This window comes from Candidatus Marivariicella framensis, assembly GCF_982709265.1.
Window position 1 is genome coordinate 1 of sequence record NZ_CEXPNT010000008.1, and the last position, 12,728, is coordinate 12,728.

Here is a 12,728-nt window from a genome sequence, read left to right on the forward strand (position 1 = left end):
ATACTCCTTAAATCAAAAGATATATATAAAATAAAAGTAAACTTAATCGAAGAGTTTTATAACACATACAAACAAATAAACAATCTATAACTGCATTTGTAATGGTTTAATTAGCGAATAGCTGGGCCTATAATTAGTTTATCACATATAAGATCAGCTCACTTTATGTATAAAGTGAGCTATGAACCACACATTAGGCAGTCGTCATCTTCAGAAGATTTAGATTGTGCAAGCATTTGTTTCAATTCTTCAGGAGATAAAGGTTCAACAGGAACAGGGTTCTTTCCGTCTACAGATATTGTAGCTTCAGTTGTTGGCAATTCAACTTTAACAGTTTCTACTTTTTTCTGTTTATTATCCAAAGTAAATTTAATTGCATCTACTGCTGATTTAGTCCTTAAATAATACATTCCTGTTTTTAAACCTGATTTCCATGCATAGAAATGCATTGATGTCAATTTAGCCATTGTAGCTCCTTCCATGAATAGGTTTAAAGACTGTGATTGATCTATGAAATATCCTCTATGACGAGACATATCAATAATATCTTTCATACTCATTTCCCAAACAGTTTTATATAATTCCTTTAAATCATCTGAAATACCTTCTATATTTTGAATTGAACCATTAGCTCTCATAAGTTCTTGTTTCATATCTTCATTCCATAAACCTCTATCTACAAGATCTTCTAATAAATGTTTATTTACAACAATGAATTCTCCAGACAATACTCTTCTTGTGTAAATATTTGAAGTGTAAGGCTCAAAACATTCATTATTTCCTAAAATTTGAGATGTAGAAGCTGTGGGCATTGGAGCTACTAATAGAGAGTTACGCACTCCATGTTTTGCAACTTGCTTACGAAGTTTTCCCCAATCCCATCTTCCACTAAGCTCCTTGTCCTTTATACCCCAAAGGTTATATTGAAACTCACCTTCTGAAATCGGAGAGCCTTTATAAGTTTCATAAGGACCATCTTTTTTTGCCTCTTCCATTGAAGCAGTAACAGCTGCAAAATATAATGTTTCAAATATTTCTTGATTTAATTGTTTAGCTTCTTCACAAGTAAAAGGTAGGCGAAGTTTAATAAAAGCATCTGCAAGACCTTGAACACCTATACCAATTGGCCTATGTCTGAAATTAGAGTTTTGAGCTTCTATAACAGGATAATAATTTCTATCAATAACTCTATTCAAGTTTTTTGTAACATGCTTAGTGACTTCAAAAAGATTTTCATGATCAAATGAGTTGTCTTTTATGAACATCGGAAGTGCAATAGATGCAAGATTACAAACTGCTATTTCGTCACTTGATGTGTATTCAATAATCTCTGTACATAAATTTGAAGACCTAATAGTACCTAAGTTTTTTTGATTAGACTTTCTATTAGCCGCATCTTTATATAGCATGTAGGGGGTTCCTGTTTCTATTTGAGATTCAAGTATTTTCTCCCATAGTTCGCGTGCTTTAATAGTTTTTCTTCCTTTACCCTCTTTTTCATATTTCAGATATAGTTTGTCAAACTCTTCGCCATGACAGTCATGAAGTCCAGGGCATTCACTTGGACACATTAGAGTCCACTTGGCATTATCCTCAACACGCTTTAAAAATAAATCTGGGTTCCACATTGCATAGAATAAATCTCGAGCACGCATTTCTTCTTTTCCATGATTTTTCTTTAAATCAAGAAAGTCAAAAATATCAGCATGCCAAGGCTCAACATAAATAGCAAAAGAGCCTTTTCTTTTACCTCCTCCTTGGTCAACATATCTAGCTGTACCATCAAATACTCTTAGCATAGGAACAATTCCATTTGAAGTTCCATTTGTTCCAGCAATATAAGATCCAGTTGCTCGAACATTATGTATTGAAAGACCTATTCCTCCAGCTGACTGAGAGATTTTAGCTGTATTTTTTAAAGTATCATAAATTCCATCTATACTATCCTCTTTCATACTTAATAAAAAACAAGAAGACATTTGAGGCTTGGGAGTTCCTGAATTAAAAAGAGTTGGTGTAGCGTGGGTGAAGAACTTTTTAGACATCAAATCATAAGTCTTTAAAGCAGAAGCAATATCATTCATATGGATACCAATCGAAACTCTCATAAGCATATGTTGAGGACGTTCTGCTATTTGACCGCTCAGCTTTAGCAGGTAAGAACGCTCTAAAGTTTTAAAACCGAAATAATCATAGTCAAAATCTCTGTTGTATAAAAGACTTGAGTCTAGTAAATCAGCATTTTTATTAATAATTTCATATACTTCATCAGATAGCAAAGGTGCCTTTTTACTGTTTCTAGGATTTACATATTCATATAAGTCTTTCATTGTCTCACTGAATGACTTTTTTGTGTTTTTGTGTAAATTAGAAACAGAGATTCTAGCTGCCAGTTGAGCATAATCCGGGTGGGTAGTAGTCATGGTTGCAGCAATTTCAGCAGCTAAATTATCTAATTCTGAAGTTGTTACACCATCATAAAGACCTTCAATTACTCTCATGGCAACTCTTACAGGATCCACTAATCCGTTTAATCCATAACAAAGTTGACTTATTCTTGAAGTAATTTTATCAAAAATTACAGGTTCTTTACGGCCGTTTCTTTTAACTACATCCATTTGTTTTTATGTTTATTTAAGTGCTTAGCTAAGCATTTACACTGGTTCTTAAATAGTTATCTATTATTCTAAAACAACAACTAGAAATCAGCGTCAAAGCTAATTTTAGTATCATCTTCTTTTGTTAAAACACCTGCTTTTTGATATTCAGAAACTCTTTTTTCAAAAAAATTAGTTTTTCCTTGTAAAGAAATCATATCCATAAAATCAAAAGGGTTAGTAACGTCAAACTGTTTTCCACAGTTGAGCTCAACCAATAAACGATCTGTTACAAACTCTAAATATTGAGTCATCAGTTTAGCATTCATTCCAATAAGACTTACAGGTAATGACTCAGTAACAAATTCTCTCTCAATATTAAGTGCGTCTAAAAGTATTTCTTCAATTCTTTCTTTGGAAACTTTATTTACAAGGTGCTTGTTGTGAAGATGAACTGCAAAATCACAATGTACTCCTTCATCTCTTGAGATAAGTTCATTAGAAAATGCTAAACCAGGCATCAAACCTCTTTTCTTTAGCCAAAAAATTGAACAAAATGCGCCAGAGAAAAAGATACCTTCAACTGCAGCAAAAGCAATTAACCTCTCTGCAAATGAATCAGAATCAATCCATTTAAGAGCCCAGTCTGCCTTCTTTTTAATTGCAGGAAATACTTCAATAGCTTTAAATAATCTATCCTTTTCAACTTCATCTTTTACGTAGGTATCTATTAATAATGAATATGTTTCGGAATGAATGTTTTCCATCATAATTTGAAAACCATAGAAAAATTTTGCTTCAGAATACTGTACCTCATTAACGAAATTTTCTGCTAAATTTTCATTAACAATGCCATCAGATGCAGCAAAAAATGCTAAAATATGTTTAACGAAATACCTTTCATCATCAGAAAGCTTATTATTCCAATCAGCAAGATCTTCACTTAAATCTATTTCTTCAGCAGTCCAGAAACTAGCCTCCATTTTTTTATACCATTCCCATATATCATGGTGTTGAATTGGAAATATTACAAATCTATTTGCATTTTCTTGGAGTATAGGTTCAATCGCTTTCGTCATTTTCTGCTTTTTAATAAATTAATTTTACTTTTCTTTTGCTTCTAACAAAGATTTAAAAATGTAATAACAATTGAAAGGGGTACTTATTCACAAAGAGGCTTAGTTTTTAACAAAAAGGATGATAAATCTTGTTTTGAATAAAAATCAATAAAGTTTTAAATACATGATCTTCAGTGTTTTAAAAATTAATTTCTCTGTTAAACCCCTTCTTTACTGAGAGCGCGACTTAAGCCATTTTTTGGCAGTTACTGATAATTTTCTGTACCAAGATTCTCCAAATTTTCTAATTAATGCGTTTTTAACAAACTTATAAACTGGAACCTTTAGCTCTGAACCCAAGCTACAAGCCGAATCACAAATAGACCATTCATGATAATTTACTGCTGTAAATTCAGAATAATTTTGAATTCTAATTGGATATAAGTGACACGAGATTGGCTTATACCAGTTGATAGCTCCAGCACTATAAGCTTTCTCAATTCCACATTGAGCTTGACCTCTAACATCAAAAACAGTATATGCACATTCTTTTCCCTCTATTAATGGAGTTTCCCACTCACCATCATCCCCTTTTACATAATTCCCTTGTTTTATTAATGACTTTCTACCCTTATCTGACAAAAAAGGAAGAATTTTTTCGTTTAAATCATCCAAAATTTTAGTCTCTTCTTTTTCAAGTGGAGCACCTGCAGACCCTGCAACGCAACACTCTCCTTTGCACTTTGCTATATTACAAACAAAGTCTTCAGAAATAATAGATTCTGAAACTATAGTGTTTTCTATCTGAAACATTTATAAAATTTCATTGTTTGAGGCTAAATTAACTATTATTATCTCTTTCAAATATTATTAAGTTGAGTACTTTTAAAAAAAAAATGAATTTTGATTCTAAAGAAATTTTCACGGCCAGTCTTGTTCTCTTTGCTGTAATTAATATGATTGGAAACATTCCAATAATTATTTCTCTCAGAGAGAAAGTAGGCCATATACAATCAGAAAAGGCATCGATAGTGGCTGGTGTGATAATGATTGGATTTTTATTTGTTGGTAAAAATATTTTAAATCTAATCGGTATTGATGTTAATTCATTTGCTGTAGCTGGTTCATTAATAATTTTCTTTATTGCGCTAGAGATGATAATGGGAATATCTATATATAAAAATGATGTTCCAGAAACAGCATCAATTGTTCCAATTGCATTTCCAATTATTGCTGGGCCTGGAAGTTTAACAACCTTACTTTCATTGAGAGCTGAGTTTGAACTTATCAATATAATTATGGCAGTAATATGTAATATTATAGTAGTTTATCTAATACTCAAGTCTACTAACTTAATGTCAAAAATTTTAGGAAAATCAGGGATTGCTGTTATCCAAAAAGTGTTTGGAATAATACTATTATCAATAGCCGTTAAGCTTTTTGCTACTAATGTTGGGCAAATAATTAATTGATATTATGAAAAAATCTATTTTAGTGTTTTTGGTATTAGCAATCAGCAGTATGCTTTTTAATTTATATAAAATTGATTGGAACAAGTCATTATTTGACGAAAACTCAATTGCACTAATAGGTGTTTTAGCATCAGGGTGTGCAATTTTACTCATCGTTATTTTAAGACTTTCTGTTAAAATTTCAGAAAAAGAAAAATGATTTTTTATGGAAGAAAATCTACCTGGACTCCTGCTCTTTTTAAAAAATTAACACCAGAAATATCTTTATATTCGACAGAATAAACTACTCTAACAATTCCCGATTGGTGTATAAGCTTACTACACTCTTTACATGGAGAAAGTGTTATGTATAAAGTTGAGCCTTTACATGACTGTGTTGATGAGGCAACTTTAAGAATTGCATTTGCTTCTGCATGTAACACATACCATTTTGTATAGTGTTCTTCATCTTCACAAATATTTTCAAAACCAGATGGAGTCCCATTGTATCCATCGGAAATGATCATTCTGTCTTTAACAATCAAAGCCCCAACTTGCTTTCTTTTACAATGAGACAATCTACCCCATCTATTCGCCATGTCTAGATAGGCCTCATCATATGTTTTTTGTTTTTTTTCTGTCATATTTAACGAAACTACAAAAATCTTAATCTAACACCTAAAGTCTTTCAAAAACCATTTTTAATGATAAAATTAAAATTATAAAAGAGCCTCCATAGATCCAAATTTTAAATTTATTGTTAAAAAATTTTATGATTAAAGCATTGAAAATTAGAACAGCAGAAACTATTGTCAATTGAGCAAATTCAATGCCAAAAGCAAACCCTAATAAAGAAATTAATGATGAGTCCTCTTGAACTATTAAACTAAAATATCTGCCAAATCCCATTCCATGAATTAAGCCAAAAAGAAAAGTTAATAGTGAGAAATATTTAAAAATATTTTGTTTCCAATTTCCATATTTCTTGAAAAAAAGCACCACACAACTATATACTATGGTTAGAGGAATTAATATTTCAATCCAATAATAGTCGACGGATAGTTTAAAATAATAATTTATAAAAAGTGTTAAACAATGTCCTAAGGTAAAAAGTGTTACCCATTTTAATAGCTTCAACCATTTGTCAAAAGTAAAAGGTAAGGCTATGGTAATAAAAAAATAAAAATGATCTAATCCATTAAAATCTAGAACGTGACGGGTACCTAATTCCAGAAAGAATAAAAATGTTTCTAGCATTAATCAAAATTTATGTTTGTTTTTCAAAGTCTCGTATGCATTCTGGACTTGTATAAACTTTTCTTCAGCTCCTTTTAAAAGATAAGGATCTTTAGTTTGAAGTTTATCAGGGTGGTATTTTTTCACCATTATACGGTATGCTTTTTTTATGTCTTCAATAGATGATTTTGGGCCTATCTCAAGTATTTTATAAGCACTGTTTTCTTCTTTAACAAACATAGCTTGAATACTTTCAAAATCGACAGAGTTGATTTTTAAGTTTGAAGCTATTTGACTTATTTTAATTAATTCTGGTTTAGATATACTGCCATCAGCTTTTGCAATACCAAATAAAAAGTGAATTAACTGAAGTCTTGTTTCGTATCTAGAATTTAGGGAGAAAGACCTAGTTATTTCTTCTAAAGATTGATTTTGATTTTTAATTTCTTTATTAAATATTTTAAAAATCTCATCAGACTGATGCTTTCCATAATGACTTATAAAAAACCGTCTAACATACTCAAGCTCCTTAGAATCAACTTTTCCGTCAGCTTTGATAACTATTGCTGCTAGTGTCAGTAATTTAACCTGCATTACGTTTTTATTAGAATAGGTGAATTTGTTTTGGCCATTAAAATTTGACTTATAAAAAACATTCTCTAAAAGTTTACCAATAACAAATCCTAAAATTGCTCCTGGAAAACGAAAATAACTAAAGCCAATAAAAGCAGAAATCCATTTTATCATAAAAGTTAAATTTGAGATCAAATATAACGATGTCAATAAGAGTTTCTTTATTATCTTTATAAAAAAATAGTATGTATCCAAAAGAAATTTATGAGCCTATGAAGGCCGAGTTAACTGTATTAGGCTTTGATGATTTAGCAACTACTTCTGATGTTGAAGATGCTTTAAAAAAAAGTGGCACAACTTTAGTGGTTGTAAATTCAGTCTGTGGGTGTGCGGCTGCGAATGCTAGGCCTGCAGTTCGTATATCATTATTAAATGAGGTAAAACCTAATAATTTAGTTACTGTTTTTGCAGGAGTAGACAATGAAGCCACAGATTTAGCTAGATCCCATATGGTGCCATTCCCACCGTCTTCTCCCAGTATTGCTCTTTTTAAAGATGGAAAATTAATCCATATGATCGAAAGACATCATATTGAAGGAAGACCTGCAGATGTTATCGCAGACAATCTTGTCTCGGCTTACAATGAATATTGCTAATCAAGTTTTATATTTTTTTAATTTCAACTCTATAATAAAAGTAGTTCCAAACTTATTGTCTGTTTGATAAGTTATCTTCCCTTTATGAGATTCAATTATATTTTTTACTATTCCCAAGCCTAATCCCATACCTTTAGTTTTAGTGGTGAATTTTGGTTCAAATATTTTTTCTTTCAAATTCGGTTCAACCCCTTGACCATTATCTTTGACAGATATAATTATTTTGTTGGAATCAGCTTTTAAATTGACTTCTATTTTAGCTTGTTTTTTTGAATTAACAGATTGTAATCCATTTTGAATAAGATTTGTCATCACACGAATCCACTGAGTTCTATCTAAAGGATATAAAATCTTATTTTTATTTGAAGAGAAACTTATATTCTCATATTTAAATATTTCTAAAGCTTTTTTAGTAGCGTCTACAATATCTGATGAAATTAATTGAGCTTTTGGAAGAGTTGCAAAATCTGAAAAAGCGCTTGCGACATTGCTCATTATATCTATTTGCTCAATTAATAATTTAGAAAATTCTTCAATCTTATTCTTGTTGTTTTCATCTAAAGGATCATATCTTCTTTGAAAATTTTGAATAGAAAGCCTCATGGGTGTTAAAGGATTTTTAATCTCATGAGCTACCTGCCTGGCCATTTCTTGCCAAGCCTGTTCACGTTCGGTTTTAGCAAGCTTCTGAGCGCTTTTTTCTAAGTCATCTATCATTTTATTATATGAATTAACCAAGCTATCAATTTCTCTTGAAGGATTTTTTAGATGAATTCTTTTATTACGCTTAAGCAATCCAGTTGAATTGATTTGAAGCCTCAAGGCCTCTAAGGATCTTGTTACATATTTAGAGATGAAATAAGCAATGCCAATTGATATGACAAGCATTAAAAGGTATACTTGATAAAGGCTCTGTAAAAAGGTGTTTAATTCGTTTTCAGAAAAGGAAACATCCTCAAAATATGGAAAAAATAAAATTGCATATTCTAAGCCTGATGAATCCACAAGATATCTATACGAAGATTGAAACTTTCCTATTTCATCAATATTATTCTCCACAAAACGATTTGAACTATTTAATTTTATGTTTTGAATAGTTTGTTTGTCAATTTTATAGTTATTAGCAATAATTTTTAATGGTAAAAAATTTATATATAAAGAGTTTCCTTCCAAGTCAAAAACAGAATAATCAACACTAAGAATAGTTCTTACTGCTTCAAAATCATTTTTAAAACTCATCCATTTTTCTTGAGAGGGAGCATTCAAATCATTTTTAGAAACCAAGTAATTTATCTGAGAAAGCAACTGTTTTTCTTTTCTTTGCATTCTGAATTGATTGTATGATTCAGATTCCGCATCATATTGAAAGTATGTTGCTCCTAAAATCATTAAACAAGCTGTAAACACTAAAAGGACCATGGCCAAGAAAAGCCGTGTTCTTAATGAGATTTTACCTTTAATTATTTGCATCGTTTTTATTATTTATATTTTTATAAAAACGTATTCCCAATACTAAAAGGATACCCAGTCCAACCAAGCCTAATACACCAAAAATCCAATTAAAACTATTTTTGATTGACACTAAAAAAACTATTGAAAAAAGAATTAAAGTAGCTCCCTCATTCCAGAATCGCATAAAAGTACCTGAGTAATTATATATTTCATTTTTAAAATCAACATACATTGAATGAGTTTTGAAATGATAAATTAATAATAATCCTGCAAAAATAATTTTCACAACCATCCACTGCTGAGTTAACCAGATGGGAACAAGAAAAATCAAAATTAGTGCAAAAAAAATGGCAAGAATCGCAGAAGGCCATGTAATAATGTACCATAATCTTTTTGTCATTATATTAAGCTGAGTAGTTAGGATTTTTTTTTCAATTTCTGACTTTTTTTGAGCTTCGATAATATATATAAATAGTCTTGGAATGTAAAACAAACCAGCAAACCATGTGATTATAAAAATCAAATGTAAAGCTTTAAAATAATCGTAATATTCTATCAAAATATTAATCTAGTTTTAAATAATCCAATTCAAGTTTTGCAAACTCTTTGTTGAAATCTTTAACATCATTTTTTATTAAAAAACTAAAAGTTTTTAATTGGGTTTCTACTTTCTCTGTAAGTTCTAATTTAACAACTTTATCCTGATCAGTTGGAGGAAAATCATTTAGTGTAACAAGTCTATTTAAATGTCCCAACTTATTGGTGAGCTTAATTGGAAAATTAAGTGGATCTTGATTACTTTGGTTTTGGGTTTGATATAATGTTTTTTCTATATTAGATAATTTCTCTCTAAGTCTTTTTGATTTTAAAATAAGATCAGCAACTAAATTCAATTTACTAAAGTTTGACTCAAATTCGTTTAGTTTTGAATTTATTGTTCTAATTTCTTTTATTGTTTTGTGAGCATCATCTACTGTCTTATTAATTGAATTAACAAAATCTAATTGCTTTTGAATATCTAATGCGTCAACCTCAGATCTAGGATCAATTAAAATTTTAAATGGCTTACTGCTTTTAATTCCGTTTTTACTTAATGTTACTTTATATTTTCCAGGGACAGATTTTGCTCCAGAAAACGAAGCCGACCAAAAAATCATTCCATCCAACACCTCTGCTCCATCATATTTTGTATCCCAGACAAATTTATTGCTTCCTTCTTTAGCTAATAAATTATTATTTTTGTCATTATTACTAAAGGTTTTAATTATTTTTCCATCTATATCTGAAAAACTAATTGAAATGGAATCTTTTGACGAATCATAATTTTTTAAATTGTAATAAACTATAACTCCATTTTCAATATTAGTCCCTTCAGTTTTACTTGTATTCCCGCCGTAACCCCTTGTTCTATAACTGTCTTTTGGTGAAAATAGGTTTACTTCATCATTTATATTTTCAGAGTTTAATTGATGTAATACTGTTAAATCATCAATCATCCAAATGCCTCTTCCTTGAGTAGCTACAATTAAGCTATTATCTTTAATTGTAATATCAGTGACCGGAACTATTGGTAAGTTTTTCTGAAATGAATTCCAAGAATCACCGTCATCATAAGAAATATAAATACCTGATTCAGTTCCAGCATAAAGCAATCCATCTTTAGCAGGATCTGACCTCAACACCCTGGTGAAATGTTCAGGCTTAATTCCGTTTACTATTTTTTTCCATGATTTCCCATAATCATTTGTTTTATAAAGATATGGATTAAAATCACCTGTCTTATATGAAGTTCCAGCTATATATGCTTTTCCAGAAACAAAATATGCTGTCTCTATACTGTTTATCATAAGTGACTTAGGTGCTTGAATTGGAGTTATATCATCCCAACTATCTCCACCATTTTTAGTTAAATGAACTAGCCCATCATCACTACCGACCCAAATCTCGCCATCACTTAGTTTTGATTCACTGGCTGCAAAAAGCGTACTATAGTATTCAACTCCTGTATTGTCTTGAGTAATTGGACCTCCTGAAGACTTTAATTTTTTAGGATCGTTTCTAGTTAGGTCTGGGCTTATAATTTTCCATGACTGACCTTCATTTTCCGAAACATGAACATGATTCGATAATGTAAATAATTTTTTAGTATTATGATGACTAAAGAAAATAGGAAAGTTCCATTGAAATCTATATTTCATTCCCTCAGCTCCATACCCCATTGGGTTATCTGGCCATACATTTATACCCCTTACACTTCCTGTTTTGTGATTAACTCTGGTTAAAAAGCCGCCATAACTTCCTCCATAAACTATATCATTATTTTCTGGATCTACAGCAATATGAGCAGATTCTCCTCCTGCCGTTGACTCCCAGTCATCTTCAGTAATGAACCTTCCGTCTGATCTATGTTTAACCCTGATGGTTGAGTTATCCTGCTGTGCTACATATATCCGATAAGGAAATGAATTGTCAGTAGTTACTCTATAAAACTGAGCAGTTGGTTGATTGTAATATGTACTCCAATCTAACCCTCCATTATTGCTAATTTGGGCTCCTCCATCATCAGCAATTATCATTCGTTGGTTATTTTCTGTAGCTATCCATAAATCATGGTGATCTCCATGGGGCGCTCTATTACTCTTAAATGTTTTTCCTCCATCAATTGATTTGTGATATGAAACGTTCATTATATAAACAATATCTTGATTTTGAGTGTCAGCATAAATTTTAGAATAGTACCATGCTCGTTGTCTTAAAGCTCTACTTGAGTTAACATATTTCCATGTTTTTCCTCCATCGTCAGACCTGTAAACACCACCTTTTTCTTTATTTTCAACAATCGCAAAAACTCTCTCAGGGTTAACAGGAGATACTGTAACACCAATAATTCCCAACACACCTTTAGCAAAACCTTTATTATCAGATATTTTGGACCAAGTATTTCCGCTATCTGTACTTTTCCACAACAAAGAGCCTGGACCGCCACTAACAAGACTATATGGGGTTCTTTTCAAATTCCAAGTTGAAGCATATAAAATTCTTGAATTCTTTGGATCCATTTGTAACTCAACAGCTCCAGATTGCTCATTAACAAATAATACTTTCTTCCATGTTTTTCCACCATTAATAGATTTATAAACTCCCCTTTCTTTTGTAGGCTTGTAAATATTCCCTAATACAGCAGCATAGACTATATTAGAGTTTTTTGAATCTATAACAATTCTTGGTACATGTCTTGATTCAGGAAGTCCTGAAAAACTCCATGTCTTTCCAGCATCAACCGATTTCCATATACCACTTCCAGAAGAAACATTTCCTCTAACTGTAACTTCTCCTCCTCCAACATATATAACATTAGAATCATTTGGAGCAATTGCTATAGAGCCTATGCTTCCTCCAAAATATCCATCTGAAATATTTTCATATGTTTTACCTGCATCTTCAGTCTTCCAAACTCCACCTCCAGTTGCTCCAAAATAATATAAATTGGGATTGTCTTTAACACCAGTTACAGCAGCTGACCGACCACCCCTAAAAGGTCCAATTTCTCGAAATTTAAGACTTTCGTGTATACTTGGGTTGTATGAAACTGTTCTTGAGTGTTGTTTTTTTCTCTGACCAAAAATATTTGCAACCAAAAGAAATATAAAAACCTGACTAATCCCTCTTAATATTAAATAACTAAAATTTTTCATTTATTATATT

Annotated in this window: 12 protein-coding genes; 3 read left to right on the forward strand and 9 right to left on the reverse strand. The window is 31.0% G+C overall.

The genetic code is table 11. From position 1 onward, the window contains the following. Nucleotides 1–179 precede the first annotated feature (179 nt). The 3 genes from AC34EU_RS04130 to AC34EU_RS04140 form a co-directional block, all read right to left on the reverse strand. The gene (locus tag AC34EU_RS04130; RefSeq protein WP_489696077.1) at nucleotides 180–2,618 is read right to left on the reverse strand and encodes a ribonucleoside-diphosphate reductase subunit alpha; all 2,439 of its coding nucleotides are present in this window, start codon (nucleotides 2,616–2,618) and stop codon (nucleotides 180–182) included. 80 nt (nucleotides 2,619–2,698) lie between these two features. Beyond that, the gene (locus AC34EU_RS04135; RefSeq protein WP_487533823.1) at nucleotides 2,699–3,676 is read right to left on the reverse strand and encodes a ribonucleotide-diphosphate reductase subunit beta; all 978 of its coding nucleotides are present in this window, start codon (nucleotides 3,674–3,676) and stop codon (nucleotides 2,699–2,701) included. Nucleotides 3,677–3,886: 210 nt separating this feature from the next. Further along, nucleotides 3,887–4,468, reverse strand: coding sequence for a DUF3109 family protein (locus AC34EU_RS04140; RefSeq protein WP_487533824.1), 582 nt, complete (start codon nucleotides 4,466–4,468; stop codon nucleotides 3,887–3,889). Nucleotides 4,469–4,551: 83 nt separating this feature from the next. On the opposite strand from AC34EU_RS04140, the gene AC34EU_RS04145 reads away from it, so the two are divergent. Then, nucleotides 4,552–5,127, forward strand: coding sequence for a MarC family protein (locus AC34EU_RS04145; RefSeq protein ID WP_487533825.1), 576 nt, complete (start codon nucleotides 4,552–4,554; stop codon nucleotides 5,125–5,127). A gap of 4 nt (nucleotides 5,128–5,131) precedes the next feature. Further along, nucleotides 5,132–5,326, forward strand: coding sequence for a hypothetical protein (locus AC34EU_RS04150; RefSeq protein WP_487533826.1), 195 nt, complete (start codon nucleotides 5,132–5,134; stop codon nucleotides 5,324–5,326). 4 nt (nucleotides 5,327–5,330) lie between these two features. Here the strand turns inward: AC34EU_RS04150 and AC34EU_RS04155 are convergent, their stop codons facing one another. Genes AC34EU_RS04155 through AC34EU_RS04165 form a run of 3 tightly spaced genes read right to left on the reverse strand, consistent with a single transcriptional unit; the run spans nucleotide 5,331 to nucleotide 7,089 of the window. Continuing rightward, nucleotides 5,331–5,750 carry a deoxycytidylate deaminase gene (locus AC34EU_RS04155; RefSeq protein ID WP_487533827.1) on the reverse strand — a complete coding sequence of 140 codons (420 nt, stop codon included), beginning with the start codon at nucleotides 5,748–5,750 and terminating at the stop codon, nucleotides 5,331–5,333. 34 nt (nucleotides 5,751–5,784) lie between these two features. Beyond that, complete coding sequence (locus AC34EU_RS04160) at nucleotides 5,785–6,363, reverse strand: HupE/UreJ family protein (RefSeq protein ID WP_487533828.1); 579 nt, start codon at nucleotides 6,361–6,363, stop codon at nucleotides 5,785–5,787. 3 nt (nucleotides 6,364–6,366) lie between these two features. Beyond that, a complete protein-coding gene (locus tag AC34EU_RS04165) occupies nucleotides 6,367–7,089 on the reverse strand; it encodes a TerB family tellurite resistance protein (protein WP_487533829.1) in 723 nt (240 codons plus the stop codon). A gap of 71 nt (nucleotides 7,090–7,160) precedes the next feature. Between AC34EU_RS04165 and AC34EU_RS04170 the strand changes: the two genes are divergently transcribed. Further along, a complete protein-coding gene (locus AC34EU_RS04170; RefSeq protein WP_487533830.1) occupies nucleotides 7,161–7,571 on the forward strand; it encodes a BrxA/BrxB family bacilliredoxin in 411 nt (136 codons plus the stop codon). Here the strand turns inward: AC34EU_RS04170 and AC34EU_RS04175 are convergent, their stop codons facing one another. The 3 genes from AC34EU_RS04175 to AC34EU_RS04185 are packed head-to-tail and all read right to left on the reverse strand — an operon-like array spanning nucleotide 7,572 to nucleotide 12,718. Next, a complete protein-coding gene (locus tag AC34EU_RS04175; RefSeq protein ID WP_487533831.1) occupies nucleotides 7,572–9,041 on the reverse strand; it encodes a sensor histidine kinase in 1,470 nt (489 codons plus the stop codon). It abuts the gene before it with no gap. Continuing rightward, a complete protein-coding gene (locus AC34EU_RS04180) occupies nucleotides 9,028–9,582 on the reverse strand; it encodes a CopD family protein (RefSeq protein ID WP_487533832.1) in 555 nt (184 codons plus the stop codon). Before AC34EU_RS04180 ends, AC34EU_RS04175 begins: the two co-directional genes overlap by 14 nt. 4 nt (nucleotides 9,583–9,586) lie before the next feature. Next, nucleotides 9,587–12,718, reverse strand: coding sequence for a WD40/YVTN/BNR-like repeat-containing protein (locus AC34EU_RS04185; protein WP_487533833.1), 3,132 nt, complete (start codon nucleotides 12,716–12,718; stop codon nucleotides 9,587–9,589). Between the last annotated feature and the right edge of the window lie 10 nt (nucleotides 12,719–12,728).

Excerpts from the sequence above, each read along its gene's own strand:
- AC34EU_RS04130 (WP_489696077.1), bottom strand. The coding sequence starts at position 2,618 with ATGGATGTAGTTAAAAGAAACGGCCGTAAAGAACCTGTAATTTTTGAT.
- AC34EU_RS04135 (WP_487533823.1), bottom strand. The coding sequence starts at position 3,676 with ATGACGAAAGCGATTGAACCTATACTCCAAGAAAATGCAAATAGATTT.
- AC34EU_RS04140 (WP_487533824.1), bottom strand. The coding sequence starts at position 4,468 with ATGTTTCAGATAGAAAACACTATAGTTTCAGAATCTATTATTTCTGAA.
- AC34EU_RS04145 (WP_487533825.1), top strand. The coding sequence starts at position 4,552 with ATGAATTTTGATTCTAAAGAAATTTTCACGGCCAGTCTTGTTCTCTTT.
- AC34EU_RS04150 (WP_487533826.1), top strand. The coding sequence starts at position 5,132 with ATGAAAAAATCTATTTTAGTGTTTTTGGTATTAGCAATCAGCAGTATG.
- AC34EU_RS04155 (WP_487533827.1), bottom strand. The coding sequence starts at position 5,750 with ATGACAGAAAAAAAACAAAAAACATATGATGAGGCCTATCTAGACATG.
- AC34EU_RS04160 (WP_487533828.1), bottom strand. The coding sequence starts at position 6,363 with ATGCTAGAAACATTTTTATTCTTTCTGGAATTAGGTACCCGTCACGTT.
- AC34EU_RS04165 (WP_487533829.1), bottom strand. The coding sequence starts at position 7,089 with ATGATAAAATGGATTTCTGCTTTTATTGGCTTTAGTTATTTTCGTTTT.
- AC34EU_RS04170 (WP_487533830.1), top strand. The coding sequence starts at position 7,161 with ATGTATCCAAAAGAAATTTATGAGCCTATGAAGGCCGAGTTAACTGTA.
- AC34EU_RS04175 (WP_487533831.1), bottom strand. The coding sequence starts at position 9,041 with ATGCAAATAATTAAAGGTAAAATCTCATTAAGAACACGGCTTTTCTTG.
- AC34EU_RS04185 (WP_487533833.1), bottom strand. The coding sequence starts at position 12,718 with ATGAAAAATTTTAGTTATTTAATATTAAGAGGGATTAGTCAGGTTTTT.